This window comes from Amycolatopsis sp. QT-25 (assembly GCF_029369745.1).
In the GTDB taxonomy this organism is placed as follows: Bacteria; Actinomycetota; Actinomycetes; order Mycobacteriales; family Pseudonocardiaceae; genus Amycolatopsis.
Genome location: NZ_CP120210.1, coordinates 2,416,139 through 2,440,531 on the forward strand (window position 1 = coordinate 2,416,139; position 24,393 = coordinate 2,440,531).

Genomic DNA, 24,393 nt, shown 5'->3' on the forward strand with positions numbered 1-24,393 from the left:
GTCCCAGGGTGGGAGACTCGCGCCGTTACGAAGGATCAAAAGAGGAGACACACCCTATGACCGACTCCACCGGAGTCACCGTGCACGAAACCGAAGCCGTGATCGACAACGGCCGTTTCGGCACTCGCACCGTTCGCTTCGAGACCGGCCGTCTGGCCCGTCAGGCCGCCGGCGCCGTCGTCGCGTACCTCGACGAAGAGACCATGCTGCTCTCGGCGACCACCGCGTCGAAGCACCCGAAGGACCACTTCGACTTCTTCCCGCTGACCGTGGACGTCGAGGAGCGGATGTACGCCGCCGGACGCATCCCCGGCGCGTTCTTCCGCCGCGAGGGTCGCCCGTCGACCGACGCGATCCTGACCTGCCGCCTGATCGACCGGCCGCTGCGCCCGTCGTTCGCCGACGGTCTCCGCAACGAGATCCAGGTCGTCATCACCGTCCAGAGCCTCAACCCGGACGACCCCTACGACGTGCTCGCGATCAACGCGGCCTCGGCCTCGACCCAGATCGCCGGCCTGCCGTTCTCCGGCCCGGTCGGCGGCGTCCGCGTCGCGCTGATCGAGGGCCAGTGGGTCGCGTTCCCGACCTGGAAGCAGCTGGAAGAGGCCACCTTCAACATGGTGGTCGCCGGCCGCATGGTCAACACAGGCGGTGACGGCTCTTCTAGTGACATTGCGATCATGATGGTCGAGGCCGAGGGCACCGAGCGCACGCTCGACCTGATCGCCGACGGTGGCAAGGCGCCGGACGAGATCGCCGTCGCCGAGGGCCTCGAGGCCGCGAAGCCGTTCATCAAGGTGCTGTGCGAGGCCCAGCAGCAGCTGGCCGAGCTGGCCGCCAAGCCGACCGGCGAGTTCCCGGTCTTCCTGGCCTACGAGCAGGACGCCTTCGACGCCGTCGCCGCCATCGCGACCGACGACCTCGCGAACGCCCTGACCATCGCGGGCAAGCAGGACCGTGACAACGCGACCGACCAGGTCAAGGCCGCGGTACTGGAGAAGGTCGGCCTCGGTGAGGGCGAAGCCTTCCAGGGCCGTGAGAAGGAGATCGGCGCGGCGTTCAAGGCCCTGTCGAAGAAGATCATGCGCAAGCGTGTCCTCACGGACAAGATCCGCATGGACGGCCGCGGCCTGACCGACATCCGGTCGCTCGCCGCCGAGGTCGCCGTGATCCCGCGGGCGCACGGTTCCGCGCTGTTCGAGCGTGGCGAGACCCAGATCCTGGGCGTCACCACGCTGAACATGCTCCGCATGGAGCAGCAGATCGACTCGCTCTCCCCGGAGACCACGAAGCGGTATCTGCACCACTACAACTTCCCGCCGTTCTCGACCGGCGAGACCGGCCGCGTCGGTTCGCCGAAGCGGCGCGAGATCGGCCACGGCATGCTCGCCGAGCGCGCCCTGGTCCCGGTCCTGCCGAAGCGTGACGAGTTCCCGTACGCGATCCGTCAGGTCTCCGAGGCGCTGGGCTCCAACGGCTCCACCTCGATGGGCTCGGTCTGCGCCTCGACCATGGCGCTGCTGAACGCGGGTGTCCCGCTGAAGGCGCCGGTCGCCGGCATCGCCATGGGCCTGATCTCCGACGAGGTCGACGGTGAGACCCGCTACGTCGCGCTGACCGACATCCTCGGTGCCGAGGACGCCATGGGCGACATGGACTTCAAGGTCGCCGGCACCAAGGACATCATCACCGCCCTGCAACTCGACACGAAGCTCGACGGCATCCCGTCGGAGGTGCTCGCGGCCGCGTTGAAGCAGGCGAAGGACGCTCGCCTCACCATCCTGGAGGTCATCGCCGAGGCGATCGACAGCCCGGACGAGATGAGCCCGTTCGCCCCGCGCGTCACCAGCGTGAAGATCCCGGTGGACAAGATCGGCGAGGTCATCGGCCCGAAGGGCAAGATGATCAACTCGATCACCGAGGAGACCGGCGCCGACATCTCCATCGAGGACGACGGCACGATCTACGTGGGCGCGGCCGACGGCCCGTCGGCGGAGGCGGCGATCGACAAGATCAACGCCATCGCCAACCCGCAGCTGCCCAAGGTCGGCGAGCGTTTCCTCGGCACCGTGGTGAAGACGGCCGCGTTCGGCGCGTTCGTCTCGCTGCTGCCGGGCAAGGACGGCCTGGTGCACATCTCGAAACTGGGCAACGGCAAGCGGATCGCCAAGGTCGAGGACGTGGTCAACGTGGGCGACAAGCTCCGCGTCGAGATCGCCGACATCGACAACCGCGGCAAGATCAGCCTGATCGTGGTCCAGGAAGAAGACTCGGCGGACGCCAAGGCCGCCGAAGGCGACAAGGCCGAGGCTCCGAAGGCCGACGCCCAGTAGGTCCGGCCAGATCGGCGTGAACCGTCGGGAAAGGGTCGTTCAGGACGTTTTCCGTCCTGGGCGACCCTTTCCTGACATGTGAGTAAGGGATCCGTTGGCTCGTCAGATCTTTGGGCACGAACAGCCCGTCGGCAGCACCCGCACGCTGGAGTCCACTTCGGACGGTGCGGTGGTCAAGCGCAGCGTGCTCGCCGGAGGGCTCCGGGTCATCACCGAACATGTGCCGGCCTCCCGGTCGGTGACGGTCGGGCTGTGGGTCGGCGTCGGATCCCGTGACGAGCCTTCGTCGGTCGAGGGCGCCGCGCACTACCTCGAGCACCTGCTGTTCAAGGGCACCACGAACCGCGACGCCACCCAGATCGCCGAGGAGATCGACGCGGTCGGCGGCGAGTTCAACGCCTTCACCGCGAAAGAGCACACGTGCTACTACGCGCAGGTGCTCGACGAGGACCTGCCGCTCGCGATGGATCTCGTCACCGACGTCGTGTTCGAGGCGCTGTGCACGGACTCCGACGTCGAGACCGAGCGCAGTGTCGTGCTCGAAGAGATCTCGATGCGTGACGACGACCCCGAAGACCTGCTGCACGAGACGTTCGTCGGCGCGATCCTGGGCGACCACGCGCTGGGCCGTCCGGTGCTCGGCAGCGAGAAGTCCATCGTGGAGATGTCCGCGTCGGCGCTGCGCGGGTTCTACCGGCGCCGCTACACGTTGCCGCGGATGGTGCTGGCCGTCGCCGGGAACATCGAGCACGCCCAGGTGCTTCGCTTGGTGCGCAAGGCCTTGCGGCACAAGCTGACCGGGACGGCGACGCCCGTGGCGCCGCGGGGCGGCCGCGCGCGGATCCCGATGGCGCCGAAGCTCGCGCTGCACACCGACGACACCGAGCAGGCGCACGTCATGCTCGGCCTGCGTTCCCTTTCGCGGCACGACGACCGCCGTTTCGCGCAGTCGGTGCTCAACGCCGCGCTGGGCGGCGGCATGAGTTCGCGTCTGTTCCAGGAGGTCCGCGAGAAGCGCGGGCTGGCGTACCAGGTGTACTCGTCCGTCGCGAGCTACGCCGACGCCGGGCACATGGCGGTGTACGCGGGCTGCCAGCCGGAGAAGCTCGGCGAGGTCGCCGGGGTGATCCGCGAGGTGCTCGAAGCCGTCGGCAAGGACGGGCTGAGCGAAGCCGAGGTCGCGCGGGCGAAGGGGCAGTTGCGGGGCGGGCTCGTGCTCGGTCTCGAGGACACCTCGTCGCGGATGTCGCGGATCGGCAAGAACGAACTCAACTACGGCCGCTACCTCGGCGTCGACGACACGGTGGCGCGGATCGACGCGGTCACCACCGAAGAGGTCTGTGCGCTCGCTCGCACTCTGCTCCGCCGCCCTGGTGGCGTGTCGGCGGCGGCGGTGGTCGGGCCGTACGCTCACGCCGACGACCTTCCGGACGACCTGCACGAGGTGATCGCATCATGACCGCTGGAATTCGCGTCGGTGTGCTGGGCGCACGCGGCCGGATGGGCCGGGAAGTGGTCGACGCCGTCGAGGGCGCCGAGGACATGGACCTCGTCGCCGCGCTCGACGCCGGTGACGATCTGTCGGCGCTCGAACAGGCGCAGGTCGTCGTCGACTTCACCCACCCCGACGCGGTCATGGGCAACCTGGAATTCCTGACCGGCAACGGGATCCACGCCGTCGTCGGCACCACCGGGTTCAGCGAGGAGCGGCTGGAGAAGCTGCGCTCGTGGCTCGGGGCCGACCCGTCGGTCGGCGTGCTGATCGCGCCGAACTTCGCGCTCGGCGCGGTGCTGGCGATGCGGTTCGCCCAGCAGGCGGCGCGGTTCTACAACTGCGCCGAAGTCATCGAACTGCACCACAACCGCAAGGCCGACGCGCCTTCCGGTACCGCCGCGCACACCGCGCGGCTGATCGGCGAGGCCCGCGCGGAAGCCGGACTCACGCCCGGCGAAGACGCGACGACGTCCGAAGTGGACGGTGCCCGCGGCGCACTCGTCGAGGACGTCCGCGTGCACTCGGTCCGGCTGCCCGGACTGGTGGCGCACGAAGAGATCCTGTTCGGCGGCGAGGGTGAAACGCTGACCATCCGGCACGATTCGCTGCACCGTACGTCGTTCATGCCGGGAGTGCTGCTCGGTGTGCGCTCGGTGCTCACGCGGCCCGGCCTGACGGTCGGTCTCGAGAACATCCTCGACCTGTGAGGGCCCGCAATCTCGCGCTGGTCATGACGGCCGCGCTCGCGGTCTACGTCGTCCTGCTGGCCGGCCGCGCGATCGCGTTGCTGCGCAGCGGCGAGACCGTGCCGGTGATCTTCGGCATCGGCGTGCTGCTGCTGCCGCTGCTCGGGGTCTGGATCATCGCGACCACCTGGCGTTCCGGCGTCCAGATCCAGCGGCTCTCGCGGCGGCTGGACGAAGAAGGCGGCCTGCCCGACGTCTCCGATCTGCCCCGGCGGCCTTCGGGCCGGGTGGATCGTGACGCCGCGGACGCCTGGTTCGACGAGCGCCGGGCCGAGGTCGAGGCGGATCAGGAGAACTGGCGCGTCTGGTACCGGCTGGCGTACGCGTACGAGATCGCCGGCGACCGGAAACGGGCCCGCGCGACGATGCGGCGCGCCGTGGAACTCGAAGCCGCCTCCCGCTGACCCCTCCCGCAATTAGTCACCTCCTTGCGGGGCTTTCCTTACGCAAGTAGTGACTAATTGCGGAGGGGTCAGTAGTGGAACCAGCCCGCGAACAGGGCGGGGGAGGCGGCCAGCAGGCTGAATCGGAGCCAGCGGCCCAGGAAACCCGTGGCCAGGAAGGTCGCCAGTGGCATCCGCGCCAGCCCGGCGAGCACGCTCGTCGCCATGTACGGCGGCAGGCCGACGACCGAACTCACCCCGTACGTGCCCGCCATCCAGTGCGGATGCCGATGGCAGCGTTCACGCAGGGCGTCGAGCCGGGCGCGCATCTTCTTGGTGCGCGCCCGCCATCTTTCCCGGCGCGGGGTGGGCGGACGCTCGCGGTGCAGGCGGTCGTGCAGCGGTTTCGGCAGCTTGATCGTGCCCTTCGCGGCGAGGTAGTAGAGCGTCTTCCCGCCGACCTGGCCCGCCGCGACGATGGCGCCGAGCAGCAGCCACGGCATCGTCGGCTGGCTCGCGCACAGGCCGATGAGGAACATCTCGATGCTGACCACGGGCAGGATCGCCGAACCGAAGGCGACGCCGAACGACAGGAGCAACCAGCCCACCATCGTTGCCTCCCCGTTATCTTCGTTCTCTCCAAGCTATCAGCTGAAAACGAGGACGCACTGGGGCCAGCCCCCGTTCCCGGCTTCGGGGCCGCACCAGAAGATCACCTGTTCGTCGGCTCGCGGCCACCTGTCGCTGCCATGCTGAAGCCGTGGCCGACGTGCACGACTCGGTCCGCGGCAGGGATTTCGCGGATCGCTTCGCCTACTTCTGCGCGGCCGTGGTCCGGCGCCTCCCCTTCGGGCTTTCCCGGCTGGTGGCGCCGAGTCTCCTCGGTTTCGCGCTCATCAACGGGTTCACCTTCGGGGTCGACCTGATCCTGCTGACCCTGCTCCGGAGCTGGCTCGGCCTGCCCGTGTGGCTGGCGATCACGCTCGCGTACGCGACCGCGTTCGGGTTGAGCTTCGTGCTGAACCGCAGCATGAACTTCCGCTCGCACGCGCCCGTCGGCAGGCAGGCGGTGTTGTACGTCGTCGCGATCGTCGTCAACTACGTGGCGTTCCTGCTCGGCGTCGGTGCCGGGCTGGCCGCGCTGGGCGTCGATTACCGGCTTTCCAGGCTCATCGCCGGGGCGTGCGAAGGCGTGTTCATGTACTCGGTGATGCGCTGGGTCGTGTTCGCGAAGTCAGGAAGTGAGCTCGAGGTCGAGGCCGCCGGTGAGCCGGACTTCGCGCACGTTCGTGCTTCCGGTGTCGAGGATGCGGACGGTTCCGTCGGGCGACCAGCCCGCGCGCCGGAAGAAGCCCAGTGACGCGTGATCGGTCTGGGCGACCCAGCTGATCCCGCGCGTGGCGCCGTCCTCACGCAGCCAGGCGGACGCGTCGGCCAGCAGCCGCCCCGCGTGCCCGCGCCGTCCCCAGCGGGGCTCGACCAGCAGTGAGGCGATGAGCGCCGTCGTCGAAGCGTCGTCGGGCAGCGCTCCGTCCGCGGTGGCCACCTCGCTCGCCGGAGCGCGGCCGGCGACACAGAAACCGACGGTGAACTCGCCTTCGGTGGCGACGAAGACGCGCGTGCCCGGGTACTCGATCGTTTCGGTCCAGGTCTTTTCGAGGTCCACGTCCTCAAGCTCGGCGACGGCCGCTTCGCCGAGCAGTTCCGTGTAGGCGCTTCGCCAGGTGTCGCGTTGGATGCGCGCGATTTCGGAGGCGTCGGACACGACTGCTGGGCGGACTTCGGCGGCGGCCATGCAGGAAACCTACAGCGGAGCCAAGCTCCATCCGTTGAGGGTGGGCAGGAAGGTGGAGTCGGCGGTGCGGCGGAAAACTGTCGGTGGTGGATGGCACCATGCGGCGATGAGCACTACGACCATCAGCGGGCCGGTCGCGCGCCGGATCGCGCTGGCCGCGCAGGGGTTCGCCGAGGCACGTCCGGGCGGGGCGGTGACGAGGCGGCATCTGCAGCGCGTGCTGTCGCGAATCCAGTTGCTGCAACTGGATTCGGTGAACGTCGCGGTCCGCGCGCACTACATGCCGCTGTTCTCCCGGCTCGGCGCGTACGAGCCCGCGCTGGTGGACGACGCGGCGTGGTCCCATTCCGCGCGCAAACCCCGGATGCTGGTGGAGACCTGGGCGCACGAGGCGAGTCTGCTGCCGGTGGCGGACTGGCCGCTCCTGCGGTCCGGGGCGAAACGCATGGGCTGGTGGACGAACTACGCCCGGGTGCTGGAGCAGACGCCTCAGCTGGTGGACGACATCCTGACCGTGGTCAAGGAACAGGGGCCGATCGGCGCCGGCGGCATCGAGCGCGCGCTGGAGGGCAAGTCGGGCGGTTCGAAACCCGGATCGTGGTGGGAGCGGTCGGAGGTCAAGAAGGCCTGCGAGTGGCTTTTCGGCATGGGGCAGCTGACCACCGGCACGCGCCGGTCGTTCGAGCGGCTGTACGACCTGACCGAACGCGTCGTCCCGCCGGAGATCCTGTCGCGGACCGTGACCCCGGAGGAAGGCGCCCGCCAACTGATCACCCGCGCGGCCGTCGCGCTGGGCATCGGGACCGAACCGGATCTGCGGGACTACTACCGGCTCGGCCCCGACGTCAGCAAGCGGGCCGTGGCCGAACTGGTCGACGCGGGCGTCCTGGAACCGGTGACCGTGGACGGCTGGCCCGCCCCGGCATACCGGCACGTCGCGGCGAAGGCGCCGAGATCGGTCGCCGGCCGGGCCCTGCTGTCGCCGTTCGATCCGCTGGTCTGGGAACGCGCCCGCACCGAGCGCATCTTCGATTTCTTCTACCGCATCGAGATCTACGTGCCGGAGCCGAAGCGGATCTACGGCTACTACGTGTTCCCGTTCCTGCTCGACGGCGAACTCGTCGGCCGGGTCGACCTCAAATGTGATCGGGCCGCCGGGGTGCTTCGCGTTCAGGGCGCCTTCTCCGAGCCCGGCGTGGATGTCGTGCGGGTCGCGAGTGAGCTCGCCGGGGAGCTGCGGCTGATGGCGCAATGGCAGGGGCTGGGCGGGGTCGTGGTGGGGGAGCGGGGCGATCTGGCGCCGGTGCTCTCGCGGCTCGTGCGCTGAGCTTCGCGCCGGGACCGCACTGCGGACGACGGCGAGCGGGGAAGAGCTGGGACGTCGAACGTCTCAGCTCTTCCTCGTTCGGCTGGTCCGGGATCGGCGCGCGTCGCGAAGGCGGAGGAATCGGGACACTCGACGTCCCCGTTCCTCCATCGTCAGTCTGGCGGCTGTCCGCGAGCACCCGAAAGGAGCGAGGGACCTTCGCTCTCACCCCCGTGGAAAAGTGAGAGCAAAGGTCCCTCGATCCCCCTGCGGGCCCGCGGCTCAGCCGGCCGCGCTGGTCACCACCGCGTCGCCGGTGCCGGTGCGTGCCCGCACCTTCAGCGAAACCTCCGAAGGGGCGCTTTCCGCGACGTCCAGCTCGCTCGACACCGACCCGGTCGTCGACGAGAGGTCGATCTCCGCGCTCACGCCGCCGCGGATGCCGACCCGGACCTCACCCGATCCGGTGGTCAGCTCCAGTGTCCCGGAGGCGGCGTCCGCCACCGAGAGGTCGCCGCTGCCGGTGCGGGCCAGCACCTCGCCCGCGACCTCGCCGAGCCAGACGTCGCCCGTGCCGGTCGCCACCGAGGCCGAACCGCTCACCGAGGACGCTTCGACGGAGCCGCTGCCCGTGCGCAGTTGCAGGCCGGACAGCGTCGGGCCGAGTTTGACGTCGCCGGTGCCGGTGCGGACGATCGCCGAACCGTCGGCCCGTTCCAGGGCGACCTTGCCCGCGCCGGTCAGGAGATCGGCCCGTCCGGCCGAACCGGTGACCGTGACGTCGGCCGCTCCCGCCCGCACTTCCAGATGCGAACCGGCGGGCGCCCGGACGGTCACGGCGAGCGGGACGTTCTTCAGCTGCCAGGCCTTCGGCGCCTGGACGACCAGCCGGTTGCCGACCTTCTCGATCCGCGTCTGCGCCACGGCGTCATCCGCAGACCCCGCCGAGCCCGAACCGCCGAACTGGTCACCGAAGCGCTCCCCGACCCAGCTGAGCAGGCTCGTCATCCCGTCCACCCACGGCTGCTGTTCGCCGCCGTCCCGGCGGACCTCGGCGTGGATTCCGCTCTCGCCGGTCAGGTCGATGGTCACCCGGCCGATGGCCACGCTCACGTCGATTTCGATCGGGCCTTCGGCCTCGAACTCCTCGACGCGCACGGTCGTTTCACCGGCGGGAATGCTTTCCTCGGTCATTTCCGTCCCCTCAGCCCTGGACCCAGCCGTGCAGGCGCGAACCGGCACCGCCGCCCGGCTTCTCCTTGTAGTGCCAATGCTCGCCGCCACTCCTGCCCAGCGCCCCCTGGACGGCCTGCGAGACGAACGTGTTCAGCGAAACGCCCTGAGCGGCGGCCGCGGCCTCGGCCTGGCCTTTGACCTGCTCGAACAGGCGCAGCGTGATGCGGGTGATGTCGCCCGTGTCCACCTTGGGCACGCGCGGGGCCTCCCGCGGCGCCTCCTGGCGGGGCGCGGACTGCTCGGTGCGCTCGGCGGAACCGGAGACGACGACGCGCACGTCGCGGTCGTCGAGCCGGACGTCGACGACGTGCCCCGGCAGCGCCGAAGTCACTTCGGCGGCCAGGTCGGCGAGAGCGTTCATGATGGTCAGGCGGGCGGCCGGCTCCAGCGCCGACGACAGCAGCGCGGCAGCGCGCCGCGTCTGCTCGTCGCCGGCCGAAGCCGTGTTCGCGAGATCCTCGCGAAGGCTTGTGATGTACGGCGTCAGATCCATGACACCACTATGACGTCATAAGTGATGTCAGTCAAGGCGGGCATGACGTCACCATGATGTCGCCCCGGTGGCGAAGAGGGCGGCGGTTACGCTGCCCGGAGTCGTGGAGCAGGGGCCGAAAAGGAGTGCGAACGTGGCCGAGACCGTGTCACCCAGGGTTCAACTGATCGCGAAGACGGAGTTCTTCCCTCCGTCGGACGTACCGTGGTCGACCGATGCCGACGGTGGTGAGGCGCTGGCCGAATTCGCGGGCCGGGCCTGCTACCAGTCCTGGAAGAAGCCGAACCCGAAGACGGCCACCAACGCCGGCTACCTCGAGCACATCATCGACGTGGGCCACCTTTCGGTGCTGGAGCACGGGTCCGTCAGCTTCTACATCACCGGCATCTCCCGGTCGCTGACGCATGAGCTCATCCGCCACCGTCACTTCTCCTATTCGCAGCTTTCGCAGCGCTACGTCCCGGAGCGCGACGCCGCGTTCGTCGAGCCCGACGTCATCGCGCAGGACCCGGAGCTGCACGCGAAGTTCCTGGCCGCCTCGCAGGCCGCCGTCGACGCCTACACCGAGCTGCTCGCCGGGCTCGAGGAGAAGTTCGCCGACGTGCCGAGCGCGACCCTGCGCCGCAAGCAGGCCCGCCAGGCCGCCCGCGCCGTGCTGCCGAACGCGACCGAGACCCGCATCGTGGTCACCGGCAACTACCGTGCCTGGCGGCACTTCATCGCGATGCGCGCCACCGAGCACGCCGATGTCGAGATCCGCGCCCTGGCCATCGACTGCCTGCGCGAGCTGCAGAAGGCCTCGGGCAACGTGTTCGCGGACTTCACCATCTCCGCACTGCCCGACGGCACCGAGGTCGCGTCCAGCCCGAAGGTGCTCGAAGGCTGATGCGCCGCCTCGCGATCGACGTCCGGCCCGGCGACTACGCGGTCGCCCGCCTAGCCCCGGACGCGCCGGTTCCGGCGAATCTGCTCGACCCCGGCGAGCCCGTGCTGATCTCCCTCACGCGGACGCCCGAGGAGCTGTCGGTGATCTGCCCGGCCGGTCTCGCGCCGGCCGGGGCCACGGTCGAGGACGGCTGGCGGCTGCTTTCGGTCCGCGGTCCGCTGGCCTTCACACTGACCGGCATCATCGCGGCGTTGTCGAGCGAGCTGGCCGCCGCCGGGGTGGCGTTGTTCTCGATCTCCACCTTCGACACCGACCACGTCCTCGTCCGGGCTCCCGAACTCGAGCGCGCGGTGAAGGCGCTCCGGGAAGCCGGGCACGAGGTCACGGTCTGATTCACGAGCTCGGCGAAGGAACCTTTCGGAGCGCGAACGGGTCCGAGTGGGCATCCTGCGCGAACCGAAGGAGCACCGAACCTTGACCGACGAACAGACCCGTCCGTACGGGCCGCCCCAGCAGACGCAGCAGGCCACCGGCGCGCGGATCGTCGCCGGTCGATACGCCCTGCTGGGCGAACTCGGCCGCGGCGGGATGGGCGTCGTCTGGCGCGCGCAGGACCAGGTGATCGGCCGTCAGGTGGCGATCAAGGAGCTGAAGTTCCCGAACGCGCCCGAGGACGCTTCGGTGCTGACGGAGCGGATGCTGCGCGAGGTCCGCTCCGCCGGGCGTCTCAACGACCCGGCCGTGGTCACCGTGTACGACGTCGTCACCGAGAACGGCGCCACCTGCATCGTGATGGAGCTGGTCGAGGCGCCGACGCTGGCCGACCTGGTGCGCGACCGCGGTCCCCTGCCCGCCCAACAGGTCGCGCTGGTGGGGGAGCGGGTGCTGTCCGCGTTGCGGGCCGCGCACGCCGCCGGGATCGTGCACCGCGACGTCAAACCCGCGAACATCATGGTCGCGCCGGACGGCCGGGTGAAGCTCACCGACTTCGGCATCGCGCACGCCGCCGACGACCCGCGCCTGACCACCAGCGGCATGATCGTCGGTTCGCCCGCGTTCATGGCGCCGGAACGGGTCGAAGGCCGCGACGCGCTGCCCGAATCCGACCTCTGGTCACTGGGCACGACGCTGTTCTTCGCCGCGGAGGGCATCGTCGCGTTCGAACGGTCGACCACCGCCGCGACGTTGCACGCGATCATGACCGAGGCCCCGTACCTGACCAGGATCCAGGGCCCGCTGGCCGCCGCGATCCTCGGCCTGCTGGTCACCAAACCCGAAGCGCGGATGTCCTACGACCAGGTACGCAGCCTGCTCGCGGCCGCGCAAGGGGTGCAGGCCCAGCCGACCCCGCCCTCGGGTGGCACGGCGATGCCGCACCCCGGCCTGCCGATGACCCGGCTCGCGCCCGCCCCGGCGAAGCGCGATCTCCGGCCACTGTGGCTGAGCCTCGCCGCGGTCGCCGTGATCGGTGCCCTGGTCGGCGGCATCTTCCTCGGCCGCTGGATGGCCGCGCCCGAAGGGAACGACCAGGCGCAGCCCACCCTGACCTACGGCATCGACGGCCAGGTCAAACTCGGTTCGTCCGGGGACTGCTTCAACGTGCCGCTCAGAGCGGGCATCAACCTCAACGACGGGATCAGCTGCGACAAGGACCACCTGATGGAGATCTTCGCCAAGGGGAGCCTGCTCGACGTCCAGTCCGCTTCCGACGACCAGGCCCAGGTCGCGGCGTATCCCGGTGCGGACGCGGTCAACCGGATCGCCGAGTCGCTGTGCGCGGCGACCTTCAATTCGAACGTCGTCCCGGCGGCACAGCGTTCGATGCTGATCTGGCGTCCCGTGGTGCCGACCGAAGCCGAATGGAACCGGCCGCTCAACGAGGAGGACCGGAGCTACTCCCGCGGGTTCCTTTGCCTGCTCGCCAAGGCCGACGGGAGCCAGATTCCCGCGCAGATCACGACCAAGGTCAAATAGCTCACACAGAGTTTGCGCCGAGTTCGCCTTCGTCGCGGAAAATCTCCCGCATTCGGCGGAGATGACCACGTCGGCAAGGGGTCGAACGGCCGCAGGAGGTACCTTCACAGCATGTCCACTCCACCTACCGCAGCGCCGGGAAGACCGTTCGGGCGCGTGCTCACCGCGATGGCCACCCCCTTCGACGCCGACGGCGCGCTGGACCTGAAGCGGGCGCAGGAGCTGGCCGAACACCTCGTGGATCTGGGCAACGACGGTCTCGTCGTGAACGGCACGACCGGGGAAAGCCCCACCACGACCGACGCCGAAAAGGCCGAGCTGATCCGCGCGGTCGTCGAAGCCGTCGGTGACCGCGCGACGATCGTCGCCGGGGCGGGCACGAACAACACCGCGCACAGCATCGAGCAGGTGAAGCAGGCCGAAGCGGCGGGCGCCCACGGCGTCCTCGTCGTCACGCCGTACTACTCACGGCCCAGCCAGGCCGGGCTCTACGCGCATTTCACCACCGTCGCCGACGCCACCGAGCTGCCGGTGATGCTCTACGACATCCCGCCGCGCTCGATCGTCCCCATCGAGGTCGACACGCTGCTGCGGCTGGCCGAGCATCCGCGCATCCTCGCGGTCAAGGACGCCAAGGGCGACCTCATCGCCGGTTCCGAGGTCATCGCGAACACCCAGCTCGCCTACTACTCCGGTGACGACGGCCTCAACCTCCCGTGGTTGTCCGTCGGCGGCACCGGCGTGGTCAGCGTGATCGGGCACGTCGTGGCGGGCCGCATCCGCGGCATGATGGACGCCTACGAGTCCGGCGACACCTCGACCGCGCGCACCAACCACCGCGGCATGCTGCCGGTCCTGCGGGCGATGTCCCGCGTCGGCGGGGTCGCGTTCTCGAAGGCGGCGCTGCGGCTGCGCGGCTTCGACATCGGCGACCCGCGCCTGCCCATCGTGGCCGCGAACGACGAGCAACTCCAGGCGATTTCCGCCGATCTCGCCCAGGGAGGCGTGCCGCTCGGCGAAAGCGCCGTCAGTGACTGGCATGGTGCTCGGGTGGCACAAGCAGATTCAGCGGCGGCCTACACGGCGCCGACCTCACATACCAGCGTAGGGACCATGCCTCGGTGAGTTCATTGTCAACCGGACCCGGACCGACCACCCCGCCGCCGGCGCTGCCCGAAGGCGCCTTGCGCGTCGTGGCGCTCGGCGGGATCGGCGAAGTCGGCCGCAACATGACCGTCTTCGAGTTCGGCGGCCGTCTGCTGATCGTCGACTGCGGGGTGCTCTTCCCCGAAGACGACCAGCCCGGCGTCGACCTGATCCTGCCCGACTTCCGCGCGATCGAAGACCGCCTCGAGGACATCGACGGCCTCGTCCTCACCCACGGGCACGAGGACCACATCGGCGCCGTCCCGTTCCTGCTGCGGCTCTTCCCGGACCTGAAGATCTACGGCTCCCGGTTCACGAACGCGCTGCTCGCGGCCAAGGCCAAGGAGCACCGTCAGCGGCCGAACCTGATCGAGGTCCGCGAGGGCGAGCGCCGCCAGGTGGGCACGTTCGACCTCGAGTTCTTCGCGGTCAACCACTCGATCCCGGACGCGCTCGCGGTGGCCATCCGCACGCCGGCGGGGGTCGTGCTGCACACCGGTGACATCAAGCTCGACCAGCTCCCGCTCGACGGCAGGCTGACCGACCTCGCCGGGTTCTCCCGGCTCGGCGACGAGGGCGTGGACCTGTTCTGCGTCGACTCCACCAACGCCGAGGTGCCCGGGTTCGTCATGCCGGAACGCGACATCGGGCCGGTACTCGACGACGTCGTCCGCCGGGTCGACCAGCGCGTCATCGTCGCCTGCTTCGCGAGCCACGTGCACCGCGTCCAGCAGGTGCTCGACGCCGCCACCCGGCACGGCCGCCGGGTCGCCTTCGTCGGCCGGTCGATGGTCCGGAACATGGGGATCGCCGCCGACCTGGGCCTGCTGAACGTGCCGGACGGCCTGCTGGTCAACCTCGACCAGGCCAGCGACCTGCCCGAGAGCAAGGTGCTGTTCGTGTCGACCGGTTCGCAGGGCGAGCCGCTTTCGGCGTTGTCGAGGATGGCGCGCGGCGAGCACCGGCAGATCTCCATCCGCGCCGGCGACACCGTCGTGCTGGCCAGCTCGATGATCCCGGGCAACGAGACCGCCGTCTTCGGCGTCGTCAACGGCCTCACCCGGCTCGGCGCGAACGTCGTGCACCAGGGCAACGCCAAGGTGCACGTGTCCGGGCACGCGTCCGCGGGCGAGCTGCTGTACCTGTACAACGCGGTGCGCCCCAGCAACGTCATGCCGGTGCACGGCGAGTGGAAGCACCTGCGTGCCAACGGCGAACTGGCCGTGCGCACCGGTGTCGCGCCGGAGAACGTGGTCATCGCCGAGGACGGCGTCGTGGTCGACCTCGTCGACGGCAAGGCCACGCGGACCGGCCGCGTCGAGGTCGGGCACGTGTACGTCGACGGCCTCTCGGTCGGCGACGTCGGCGAGTCGACGCTGTCCGACAGGCTCGTGCTCGGTGAGGGCGGCTTCATCGCCATCACCGTGGCCGTGGACACCAGCACCGGCCGCGCGGTGACCCGTCCGACGGTGTCCGGACGCGGGTTCTCCGACGACCCCAAGGCACTTGACGCCGTGCTCCCGATGGTGGAGATGGAACTCGCCAGGACCGAGGCCGAGGGCATCACCGACACCCACCGCATCGCCCAAGCCGTCCGCCGCGTCGTCGGCCGCTGGGTCGCCGACACCTACCGGCGCCGTCCGATGATCGTGCCGACGGTCATCCCCGTCTAGGCACTGCCTCGTGGACATGAAGGCCCCCTTGCGCTAGGCGCAAGGGGGCCTTCATGTCCACGATCGTGGCGAGGGTGACCGACGCGGAGCCAAACGGCCCCAGGGAGTAGATCCATTGCGGCACAACGGGCATCCAGTCTGCGAGATTTCACCCCGGTGACGGCTCGAACGCGACCACGCCGATTCAGAAGTACCGGTACAGCCAGCCGACGGTGAAACCCGCCCAGCCGCCGCGCGAAGTCCGCGTATATTCGCGGTTCCCCTTGCCGCAGCGGCGTTGAATCGCGGGATCATCGCACCGCGAGCGCGGCAGGAAAAGTGTTTGCGCAACCCCGGTGAACAGGCCGGTGTGGACTCTGCCAACCTAGGCACCTCCACCGCGCGTTCCGAGGAGTTCTTCGATGTCGCACGCCGTCCTCCGGCTCCTGCCCGCCGTCGCCCTGGCCGCCGTCGCGCTCGGGGGCTGCTCGGACGAGGCACCCCGGTCGCAGACGGCGCCTTCCGGGTCTTCACCGATGGCGCACCAGTCCGCCGTCCCGTTCAACGACGCCGACGTCGCGTTCGCGCGGCAGGCGCTCGCGCACCACCAGCAGGGCGTGGATCTGGCTTCACTGGCGGAAACCCGCGCGGAGAACGATCGGCTGAAGGCGCTCGCCAAGCGGATCATCGACACGCACGAACCGGAGGTCGCGCGGCTCTCCGGGCTCATCGAGGCGTGGGGCCAGCCCGCACCGGACGACCCGAACCTCGAACACGTCCAGCGTGACGGGTACCTCGGCCCCGGCGACATGGCGCAGTTGGCGGGACTGTCCGGAAAGGACTTCGACCGCCAGTTCGTCACCCGGCTGATCCGCCAGCGCGAGGCGGGCGTCCGTATCGCCGAAGCCGAAACCCAGCACGGCCGCAATCCGGACGCCCGCGACCTCGCCGCGACGACGTCGCGTTCGCAGCAGCAGGAGATCGACGACCTACGGGGCCTTCAGCAGGGTTGAGTCCGTCTGGACGACGTTCGCGTTCAGCTGGACGATGTACGCGCCGGTCAGCAACACCACCGCGCCCGCGGCCTGCACCCAGCTGAGCGCCTCGCCCAGCAGCAGCCAGGCCGCGGTGGCGGCGACCAGCGGCTCCACCAGTCCCACGACGCTCGCCACCGACGCCGGAAGATGACGCAGCGCCGCCATGCCCGTCGCGTAGGCGAGGACGGTCGCGATCAGCACCAGCGCGATCAGCAACGGCCACACCGGCGGCTCCCACGGCCCGAACGACGTCGGGGTGTCGAGCACGCCCCACGGAATCGTCCACGGCGGCGCGACCACGCACATCAGGACCGCGCCGATCGTCATCCCCCAGGTGACCATGCCGAGCGGATCGCGGTCCGCGACGCCCCGTTCCCCGAGCAGGAAGTAACCCGCCGAACAGACGGCCGCGCCCAGCCCCGCGAGCAACCCGAGGACGTCCAGGCTCAGCCCCTCCCAGACCTGCGCGACCAGCACGAGCCCGGTCATCGCCAGCGCGATCCCCGCCCACATCGCCCTCGGCAACCGCACCCGCCGCACGAACCGCACCCACAGCGCGATCAGCACCGATGAGGTGAACGCGAGCAGGATCGCGATGCCGACCGGGATCCGGTCGGCCGCGAGGAAGTACAGGAGCTGAACGCCCGCCACGCCCAGTGAGCCGTACGCCAGCAGCAGTGGCCACTCGCGCTTCGTCACTTTGAGAAGTTTCGGCCGGAAGACGGCGGCCAGCCCGAGCAGCACGATCGCCGACAGCCCGATGCGGATCACCGCGACCTGCTCCGGGGACAGCCCCGCCTGCATCGCCGGTTTGCCCAGCACGCCCGAGGTCCCGAAGAAGAGCGCGGCGAGCAGGATGAGCGTGACGCCCCGGCCGCGATGCGCGACGTGCTGGGCGGGGGCGGTGAGTTCGGCGGTCACGGCCGGAGGTTAGAGGCCGGGTTCCGGCGGGGCGACCCGTTTTCCCGGCGGCCGGGCTGAGGTCCGGGCTCGTGGGCGGGTGGCGGAATCGACGACGGTGGCTGGGGGACGTCGCGTGTCGCTCCATCGTGGGCGGCCGTGGCACTCAGGTCGGGCGGCCGTCGAGCCGAGCGGGGAAGATCCGGGACGTTCACCGCCCGGGATCTCCCCACTCTTCCGCTGCACCACCCGCCTGATTGTGCGCCGTCAGAAGGAGGCGCCGCCGTCGGTCCAGTCGGTCTGGGCGAAGTCCTCGTCGTCGACAGGAGCACGGCGCGGTTTGCGGACCGGTTCCGGGGGCGCGGCGATCGATTGGTCGGGCTCGGTGACCTCGATCGCCTGCGGTTCGGGCGTGCCGTTCGGCCAGACACAGGGAGAGGTCGCCCCGACATAGAACTTGCCGAGGTCGTTCGCCTGCACGGACATGTCGAAAGCGTCCGCGTTGTTCCTGACGAACACGTACTGATCCTTCGGCCGCGAATCCGTCAGAACCTTGAAATCATGAGCCGACCACCACTGGACGATGGCGTCGAAGTATTCCGCGAACCGTGCCGGTTCAAGACCGGTCACCTCATAGGTCGCGGAGATCTCGAAGCGGCCTTGGGGACCGTCATCGGTGGGGTCGGTGCATTCCGACCTGTGCCGGGTGAACGGTCTCCGTTCCGCTGAGCCGGGCAGCGCGGAGAGGACGCCCTCGATGTACTGCTCCACCCTGTCTTTCGCCTCGTGTTCGGTGATGGTCGGTTTCATGGCGTCTCCACCTCCGGAGGAACAAGCGGACAAAAGGACGAGAAGCGTTATCAGGAGCGGAAGTCTCACGAGGCGGGCTTCCCCGCGATGATCAGGCCGACGTTCCGGAGCGCCGGGTTGTTGTCTTCCCAGTATTCGCTGTGCGCCTCCGTGCTGTACCCACTCCACCCGTCCGTACCCGGCGCCGAAGTGAACACCTGCCCGCCGAAGTCCGCGTCGGCCGGGTCCTGGCCGAGGATCGGGTCGTAGCCGGCGATCTCGACGTTGGCCAGGTTGATCATGTCGTGTTCGGCCACGGTCGCGTGCACGTGCTTGCCGATCTCGGCCTGATTCACCCCGTCGAGGTGCAGGTCGCCGACGTCGTGCGCGCCGACACCGGGGCTCGCCACGAAGACGAGCTCGTCCGCGGCGAGGCCGCCGTCGACGGCCGCGTACCCCACGACGGTGGTGCCGTAGCTGTGGCCCAGCACCGTGTTGTGCGAGGGCGGTCCTTGGTGTGTTTCCCGTAGTCCGTCCTGGAATCCGGCGAGGGCCGCCTTGCCGCCGTCGGCGTACTCGTCGCTCGCGGCGTCGGTGATCTCGTTCGGCGCGTCATAGCCGAGCCAGGTGATCACCGCGGTCGACGGTGAGCCCGACGTGGTCGCCGCGGCCCACATCTTGTCGGAACGGTCGAGATCGCCGCCGATCTTCGCCAGTTCCGAACCGGTCCCCGGCACGTAGGTCGCCACATTCGCCGCGGTGTCGGGATTTCCCGCGGAGACGATCGCCTTCCCGTCGCCGCTGGTGTCCAGCCCCAGCAGGAACGCCTGCGGCTCCGACCGGGCCAGCCGTCGTTCGATGGCTTCCAGTCCCTGGAGTTTGGGATCGCCTCGAAGCCGGGCGATCTCGCGGGCGAGGACGGCGCGGTTGGCGGCGTCGCGGTCGACAGCCGGGATGCCGTCGAGATTGCCGACGAGCCCCGGATTTTCCTGCAACAGCGCGACTTTCGCCGTATCCGACAGGCTCGCCCACCAGGCCTTGTTGTCACCGGGGGAGCCGTTCTCCGGTGGTCCGATGATCGACAGGCCGCTTCGCGCCGCACCGGCGTCCGCCGCTTGGGCCAGGGTGCCGCCATCCTGATCGGTGATCTCACCGCGAAGAGCCCGGCCCAGGATCGCGGCGAAATCGGCGTCGACGTCCGCCGCGCGACGCAGGCCCTGTTCGATCCGGTCGGCCAGTTCCGCCAGCACGCGAGCCTGGTCAGGCAGCGCGACACTGACGGAAAGCTCGCCGCCGGGACCGATGGCCAGGCCGCTCCGGTACGCCAGTTCGTCGGTCTCCGGCACGAACGCGACGATCCGGTCGAGCGCGATCTGCACTTCGTGGGCACCCCGCCGGACCGCGGACGCCTCGGCGACGAGCCGCTCCAGGGTGGAGATCAGCGATTCGCCCCGGATCGACGCGGTGGTGGCCGCCTCGCCGGTCCAGCCCGTGAAGCGGGACATGGCTCCGACGTCGTCGTTCGCGGCGATGATCCGGGTGCAGCCGTCGTTGAGCGCGTCGGCCACGCGGCCGATCGCGGCCGGATCCCATCGGCGAACGTCACCCCAGGTGAGCATCAGACGGGAAGTTCCCGTGACGCCGCCAGTTCGTTCGAGCGGTAGCGGACGGCCGCCGCGTCGAGCCGTGCGGAGTGGTCCGCGGTGTTTCCGGCCCAGCCGGGCACGGCGCGTCCCCAGGCGTCGGCGAGCAGGCGGGCCGCTTCACCGGATACGCCACCCGGCAAGCCTGCCGGGACCTCGTCGAGCGCGGCCGCGAGATTCACCTTCCCGACGTCGTCCGAAGCGCGTTTCGCCGCGCTTGACGCCGCGTCGATCGATTCCAGGACCACCTCGTAGCCGCCGGTCATCCCGCTTCCTCCCCGTAGCGTGACGCTATGTGACCACCCTACGACGCGAGAGCCGGATGCGCGGTTCCCTTCACCCGTCCTTGAAAAGGCCGTCGGCGATGTAGCGCGAGACAGCGGCGAGCCGTCGCCCCTGCAACCGGAGGGCGTCCAGGGCGAGTTCGTCGGGTTCGGCGGATGCGCGCGAGACGAACGAGCCGCCGTACGGATTGCCCGAGTCGAGCAGTCGCGGGTCGGTGTAGCCGAGCGGCAGGACGATGGCGCCCCAGTGGTAGAAGATGTTGTTCGTCGCCAGCACGGTCGACTCGAGCCCGCCGTGCGCGGTGGACGCGGTGGTGAACGACGTCGCGACCTTGTTCACCAGCTTTCCCTTGGCCCACAGGCCACCGGTGCTGTCCAAAAAGGATTTCAGCTGGGCGGCGGGGCCGCCGAACCGGGTCGGACTCCCGGCCGCGAAACCGTCGGCCCACGCCAGGTCGTCCAGTGTCGCCGTCTCGTGGTGCGGCCCCGCGTCCACCCACGCCTGCCAGCGCGGATTGCTCGCCACCGCGCCGGGCGGGGCGGTTTCGGGAACCGTGCGGACACGGGCCTCGGCTCCGGCCTCGCGGGCGCCGCCGGCCAGCGCCGTGGCGAGTTTCGCGGTGTTTCCGGTCGCGCTGTAGTAGACGACGAGGATGCGGGTGCTCACGTCCGCCGACCCTAGACGAACGCGGGCAGCCGTCTCAGGATCCGGAAGTCAGTACTTCTTCCAGGGACTGACGGTGTCGGTCGGCCGCGTCGGGTCGTGGAAGCGCGGCTTGTCGAGTTCGTCGCGGCGCAGCGGCACCAGGCCGTCGGTGATCGCCTGCATGATCTCGGCGTGCGCGCGGACCCCGGCACCCGGCCGTTCCGGCTCGACCTCCGACAGGTCCACCGGCTCGCCGAAATGCACCTTGAACCGCGGCCGCCGCAGGGGCGCGCTCAGCCCGGACTTGGCGAGGGGCGCCAGGTCGGCGGGGCCGTCGACGGTCTCCGTCCCCCAGTACACGGCTTCGTGCGCGCCCCATTGACTGATCGGGATCACCGGCACCCCGGCGGCCAGCGCGAGCCGCGCCGCGCCGGTCTTGCCGCGCTCCGGCCACAGACCGGGGTCGTGGCTGATCCGGCCCTCGGGATAGACGATCAACGGGTCACGGGTGGTGCGTAGCGCTTCGGTCGCTTCGGCGAACTGGCCGATGGCCGTCGAAGCCTGTTTGCGGTCGACCCGCAGGTGGCCGCTGACCCGCAGCGCCGGGCCGATGACCGGTGCGTCGAGGATGCCGCCCGCCAGCATGAAGCGCGGGTTGATGCCGATCCGTTTGCAGGCCGCCATCAGCACGAACGCGTCGAACACGCCGATGTGGTTGGCGGTCATCAGCAAGGGCCGTCGGCGCAGTTCGGCCGAGACACCGCCGGTCACGGTGAGTTTGCCGACGAAGTTGACCAGCCCCCGGTCGATGTTCAGCATCGTGCGCCAGATGGCCGGGGCGCGGCGAGCCGAATTCTCATCCTGATGCAGCGCGAACATGGGGCAGAGCATGTCATGAACCGCTTTTCACCCGGATGGCCGCTCAACCTGTGACCTGAGACCAATGTTCTCCGATGTGCTCCGAGTGGCGGCCGGGACTGGAGGGTCGAGGCGGTTACCGTGGAGGCATGGCTAGCGGGTCGACGACCAGGAAACGGAGCACGGCGCGAAGCGGCGGCAGCAAGGGGCCGGCGCGCAAGCCGCGTACCCCGGCGAAGCCCAGGTCAACGGCTGCGAGGAAGCCCGCTCCACGGCGTCCGGCACCGCGGAAGAAATCCTCCGGCACGTTCGCCAAAGGCGTGCGCGGCACCTGGAACGTGCTCGCGAAGGGTCTCGGCACCCTGGCGCGGACGGTCGGCCGCGGCCGTGAACTCGAACCGGAACACCGTCGGGACGGTCTCGCCCTGGGGCTGATCGCGCTGGCGCTGGTGATCGCCTTCGGTGTCTGGTGGCGGGCGGCGGGCCCGATCGGCGGCTGGGTGGAGGTCGGCACGCGTTCGCTGCTGGGCGCCGGGGCGGTGACGTTGCCGCTGGTGCTGACCGTGATCGCCGTCGCGCTGATGCGTTCGGAACCGATGCCGGAGGCCCGGCCACGGATGGTGATCGGCACGCTGCTGGTCATCCTGTCGGTGCTCGGCCTGCTGCACATCTTCACCGCGCTGCCCGAGACCAACGACGGCCGGATGTACGCCGGCGGGGTGATCGGCGCGTTCTCCGGTGGCCTGCTGACCATGGGCGTCACCACCTGGGTCGCCGTGCCGCTGCTGGTGCTGGCGCTGCTGTTCGGCACGCTCGTGTTCACCGGGACCCCGGTCCGCGAGATCCCGCACCGGCTGCGGAACTGGGGCCTCGACCCCGAAGAGATCGAAGAGGCCGAGGCCGAGCGCAAGGCCATCCACGAAGAGCGCGACGCCGTCACCGAAGCCGATCCGAAATCGGTCCGCTTGCGGAAGCCGTCGCGGCGTCGGCAGGCCTCGAAGGACCACGAGGGCGAACAGCTCGACATCGAGGCCGCGCTGGCCGAAACGCCGACGCCGCTCCGACCGCCGAAGCCCACGGTCAAGTCGGTCAAGCCGGTCGAGCCGGTCGAGGTCCCGGAGAAGAAGCCGAAGAAGGCCGAGCCTCCGCTGGCGGTCACCAGGACCGTCGAAGGCGACTACAAGCTCCCGCCGCCGGACCTGCTGAAGCTCGGCGACGCGCCGAAGTCCCGCAGCAAGGCCAACGACGCCATGATCGAGGCGATCACCGGCGTACTGGAGCAGTTCAACGTCGACGCGCAGGTCACCGGCTTCACGCGGGGCCCGACGGTCACCCGGTACGAGGTCGAACTCGGCCCTGGGGTGAAGGTCGAGAAGATCACCGCGCTGACCAAGAACATCGCTTACGCGGTGGCGACCGACAACGTCCGGCTGCTGGCGCCGATCCCGGGCAAATCCGCGGTCGGCATCGAGGTGCCGAACTCCGACCGCGAGATGGTGCGCCTCGGCGACGTGCTGCGCGCGCCGTCGACGGTCAAGGACAACCACCCGATGGTCATCGGGCTCGGCAAGGACATCGAGGGCCATTTCGTCACCGCCAATCTGACGAAGATGCCGCACCTGCTGGTGGCGGGGTCCACCGGTTCCGGTAAGTCGAGCTTCGTGAACTCGATGCTGGTGTCGCTGCTCGCGCGGTCGACGCCGGACGAGTGCCGGATGATCCTGATCGACCCGAAGATGGTCGAGCTGACCCCGTACGAGGGCATCCCGCACCTGATCACGCCCATCATCACCCAGCCGAAGAAGGCCGCCGCGGCGCTGGCCTGGCTGGTGGAGGAGATGGAGCAGCGGTATCAGGACATGCAGGTCAACAAGGTCCGGCACATCGACGACTACAACAAGAAAGTGCGCTCGGGCGAGATCACCGCGCCGCCCGGCAGTGAGCGCGTGTACGCGCCGTACCCCTACATCATGGCGATCGTCGACGAGCTCGCCGACCTGATGATGACCGCCCCGCGCGACGTCGAGGACGCGATCGTCCGGATCACCCAGAAGGCGCGTGCCGCCGGTATCCACCTGGTGCTGGCGACCCAGCGCCCGTCGGTCGACGTCGTGACCGGCCTGATCAAGACCAACGTGCCGTCGCGGCTGGCGTTCGCGACCTCGTCGCTCACCGACTCGCGGGTCATCCTCGACCAGCCGGGCGCGGAGAAGCTCATCGGTATGGGTGACGCGCTGTACCTGCCGATGGGTGCCGGGAAACCGGTCCGCATCCAGGGCGCCTTCGTCGGCGACGAAGAGATCTCCGCCGTGGTGAACTTCGCCAAGGAGCAGGCGCAGCCGGACTACCAGGACGGCGTCACCGCGGCGAAGGCGGGCGAGAAGAAGGAAATCGACTCCGACATCGGCGACGATCTCGACGTCCTGCTGCAGGCCGCCGAGCTGATCGTCACTTCGCAGTTCGGTTCGACGTCGATGCTGCAACGGAAGCTGCGGGTCGGCTTCGCCAAGGCCGGACGCCTGATGGACCTGCTGGAAAGCCGCGGCGTCGTCGGCCCTTCGGAGGGCTCGAAGGCGCGGGACGTCCTGATCAAGCCGGAGGAGCTGGAGTCGGTGCTGTTCATGATCCGCGGCGGCGGGGACGCCAACGGCGGCGACGTCTCCGACGACTGAGCAGCCCCCCTCGCTGACGCTTCAGACTGTTCTGTGCGGTTTACTGGTACAGAACGGCCCGGAACTTCGCCCTGGAAGTGGTCAGAGTGCTCCGAAGCTTCCGGTTGGGCAACCATCGC

22 protein-coding genes and 1 pseudogene are annotated in these 24,393 nt (G+C 69.6%); 13 read left to right on the forward strand and 10 right to left on the reverse strand.

All coding sequences use genetic code 11. From position 1 onward, the window contains the following. Positions 1–56: 56 nt before the first annotated feature. The 4 genes from P3102_RS11275 (at position 57) to P3102_RS11290 (ending at position 4,978) form a co-directional block, all read left to right on the forward strand. Positions 57–2,333, forward strand: a complete 2,277-nt coding sequence (locus P3102_RS11275) for a polyribonucleotide nucleotidyltransferase (protein ID WP_276368783.1) — start codon at positions 57–59, stop codon at positions 2,331–2,333. 94 nt (positions 2,334–2,427) lie between these two features. Continuing rightward, positions 2,428–3,792 (forward strand): pitrilysin family protein, encoded by a 1,365-nt coding sequence (locus tag P3102_RS11280; protein ID WP_276368784.1) that lies wholly within the window; start codon positions 2,428–2,430, stop codon positions 3,790–3,792. Further along, entirely contained in the window at positions 3,789–4,535 is a 747-nt protein-coding gene (gene dapB, locus P3102_RS11285; protein ID WP_276368786.1) for a 4-hydroxy-tetrahydrodipicolinate reductase, read from the forward strand. Before P3102_RS11280 ends, dapB begins: the two co-directional genes overlap by 4 nt. Then, positions 4,532–4,978, forward strand: a complete 447-nt coding sequence (locus P3102_RS11290) for a tetratricopeptide repeat protein (RefSeq protein WP_276368788.1) — start codon at positions 4,532–4,534, stop codon at positions 4,976–4,978. The genes dapB and P3102_RS11290 overlap by 4 nt, the downstream gene beginning before the upstream one ends. A 68-nt stretch (positions 4,979–5,046) precedes the next feature. On the opposite strand, the gene P3102_RS11295 is transcribed toward P3102_RS11290, so the two are convergent. Continuing rightward, positions 5,047–5,568 carry a hypothetical protein gene (locus P3102_RS11295; protein WP_276368790.1) on the reverse strand — a complete coding sequence of 174 codons (522 nt, stop codon included), beginning with the start codon at positions 5,566–5,568 and terminating at the stop codon, positions 5,047–5,049. A gap of 254 nt (positions 5,569–5,822) precedes the next feature. Between P3102_RS11295 and P3102_RS11300 the strand changes: the two are divergent. Beyond that, a pseudogene (locus P3102_RS11300) lies at positions 5,823–6,125 on the forward strand (GtrA family protein); the annotation flags it as partial. Positions 6,126–6,191: 66 nt separating this feature from the next. Here the strand turns inward: P3102_RS11300 and P3102_RS11305 are convergent. Beyond that, the gene (locus P3102_RS11305; RefSeq protein WP_276368791.1) at positions 6,192–6,752 is read right to left on the reverse strand and encodes a GNAT family N-acetyltransferase; all 561 of its coding nucleotides are present in this window, start codon (positions 6,750–6,752) and stop codon (positions 6,192–6,194) included. A gap of 106 nt (positions 6,753–6,858) precedes the next feature. On the opposite strand from P3102_RS11305, the gene P3102_RS11310 reads away from it, so the two are divergent. After that, positions 6,859–8,079 carry a crosslink repair DNA glycosylase YcaQ family protein gene (locus P3102_RS11310; protein WP_276368793.1) on the forward strand — a complete coding sequence of 407 codons (1,221 nt, stop codon included), beginning with the start codon at positions 6,859–6,861 and terminating at the stop codon, positions 8,077–8,079. A gap of 261 nt (positions 8,080–8,340) precedes the next feature. On the opposite strand, the gene P3102_RS11315 is transcribed toward P3102_RS11310, so the two are convergent. Both P3102_RS11315 and P3102_RS11320 read right to left on the reverse strand, forming a co-directional pair. Then, entirely contained in the window at positions 8,341–9,252 is a 912-nt protein-coding gene (locus P3102_RS11315) for a DUF4097 family beta strand repeat-containing protein (protein ID WP_276368795.1), read from the reverse strand. Positions 9,253–9,262: 10 nt separating this feature from the next. Further along, complete coding sequence (locus P3102_RS11320) at positions 9,263–9,787, reverse strand: toxin-antitoxin system HicB family antitoxin (RefSeq protein WP_276368797.1); 525 nt, start codon at positions 9,785–9,787, stop codon at positions 9,263–9,265. 133 nt (positions 9,788–9,920) lie between these two features. Between P3102_RS11320 and thyX the strand changes: the two genes are divergently transcribed. From thyX to P3102_RS11350, 6 genes are all read left to right on the forward strand, one after another. Further along, the gene (gene thyX, locus P3102_RS11325) at positions 9,921–10,673 is read left to right on the forward strand and encodes an FAD-dependent thymidylate synthase (RefSeq protein WP_276368799.1); all 753 of its coding nucleotides are present in this window, start codon (positions 9,921–9,923) and stop codon (positions 10,671–10,673) included. Further along, positions 10,673–11,065 carry an ACT domain-containing protein gene (locus tag P3102_RS11330; protein ID WP_276368801.1) on the forward strand — a complete coding sequence of 131 codons (393 nt, stop codon included), beginning with the start codon at positions 10,673–10,675 and terminating at the stop codon, positions 11,063–11,065. The genes thyX and P3102_RS11330 overlap by 1 nt, the downstream gene beginning before the upstream one ends. Positions 11,066–11,147: 82 nt before the next feature. Then, a complete protein-coding gene (locus tag P3102_RS11335) occupies positions 11,148–12,647 on the forward strand; it encodes a serine/threonine-protein kinase (RefSeq protein ID WP_276368803.1) in 1,500 nt (499 codons plus the stop codon). Positions 12,648–12,758: 111 nt separating this feature from the next. Further along, positions 12,759–13,772, forward strand: coding sequence for a 4-hydroxy-tetrahydrodipicolinate synthase (gene dapA, locus P3102_RS11340; protein WP_276368805.1), 1,014 nt, complete (start codon positions 12,759–12,761; stop codon positions 13,770–13,772). Then, the gene (locus P3102_RS11345) at positions 13,769–15,466 is read left to right on the forward strand and encodes a ribonuclease J (RefSeq protein ID WP_276368807.1); all 1,698 of its coding nucleotides are present in this window, start codon (positions 13,769–13,771) and stop codon (positions 15,464–15,466) included. The genes dapA and P3102_RS11345 overlap by 4 nt, the downstream gene beginning before the upstream one ends. A gap of 401 nt (positions 15,467–15,867) precedes the next feature. After that, positions 15,868–16,458 (forward strand): DUF305 domain-containing protein, encoded by a 591-nt coding sequence (locus P3102_RS11350; protein ID WP_276368809.1) that lies wholly within the window; start codon positions 15,868–15,870, stop codon positions 16,456–16,458. Here P3102_RS11350 and P3102_RS11355 read toward each other — a convergent pair. From P3102_RS11355 to P3102_RS11380, 6 genes are all read right to left on the reverse strand, one after another. Then, positions 16,435–17,403 (reverse strand): EamA family transporter, encoded by a 969-nt coding sequence (locus P3102_RS11355; protein ID WP_276368810.1) that lies wholly within the window; start codon positions 17,401–17,403, stop codon positions 16,435–16,437. The two genes, P3102_RS11350 and P3102_RS11355, sit on opposite strands and share 24 nt — an antisense overlap. 246 nt (positions 17,404–17,649) lie before the next feature. Further along, complete coding sequence (locus P3102_RS11360) at positions 17,650–18,192, reverse strand: hypothetical protein (protein ID WP_276368812.1); 543 nt, start codon at positions 18,190–18,192, stop codon at positions 17,650–17,652. Between the two features lie 65 nt (positions 18,193–18,257). Beyond that, positions 18,258–19,790 carry an alpha/beta hydrolase gene (locus P3102_RS11365; protein ID WP_276368814.1) on the reverse strand — a complete coding sequence of 511 codons (1,533 nt, stop codon included), beginning with the start codon at positions 19,788–19,790 and terminating at the stop codon, positions 18,258–18,260. Further along, a complete protein-coding gene (locus P3102_RS11370; protein ID WP_276368816.1) occupies positions 19,790–20,080 on the reverse strand; it encodes a hypothetical protein in 291 nt (96 codons plus the stop codon). The genes P3102_RS11365 and P3102_RS11370 overlap by 1 nt, the downstream gene beginning before the upstream one ends. A 70-nt stretch (positions 20,081–20,150) precedes the next feature. Further along, positions 20,151–20,765, reverse strand: a complete 615-nt coding sequence (wrbA, locus tag P3102_RS11375) for an NAD(P)H:quinone oxidoreductase (RefSeq protein ID WP_276368818.1) — start codon at positions 20,763–20,765, stop codon at positions 20,151–20,153. Positions 20,766–20,813: 48 nt separating this feature from the next. After that, the gene (locus P3102_RS11380) at positions 20,814–21,623 is read right to left on the reverse strand and encodes a lysophospholipid acyltransferase family protein (protein ID WP_276368820.1); all 810 of its coding nucleotides are present in this window, start codon (positions 21,621–21,623) and stop codon (positions 20,814–20,816) included. 128 nt (positions 21,624–21,751) lie between these two features. Between P3102_RS11380 and P3102_RS11385 the strand changes: the two genes are divergently transcribed. Then, positions 21,752–24,274 (forward strand): DNA translocase FtsK, encoded by a 2,523-nt coding sequence (locus P3102_RS11385; protein ID WP_276368821.1) that lies wholly within the window; start codon positions 21,752–21,754, stop codon positions 24,272–24,274. Positions 24,275–24,393 lie beyond the last annotated feature (119 nt).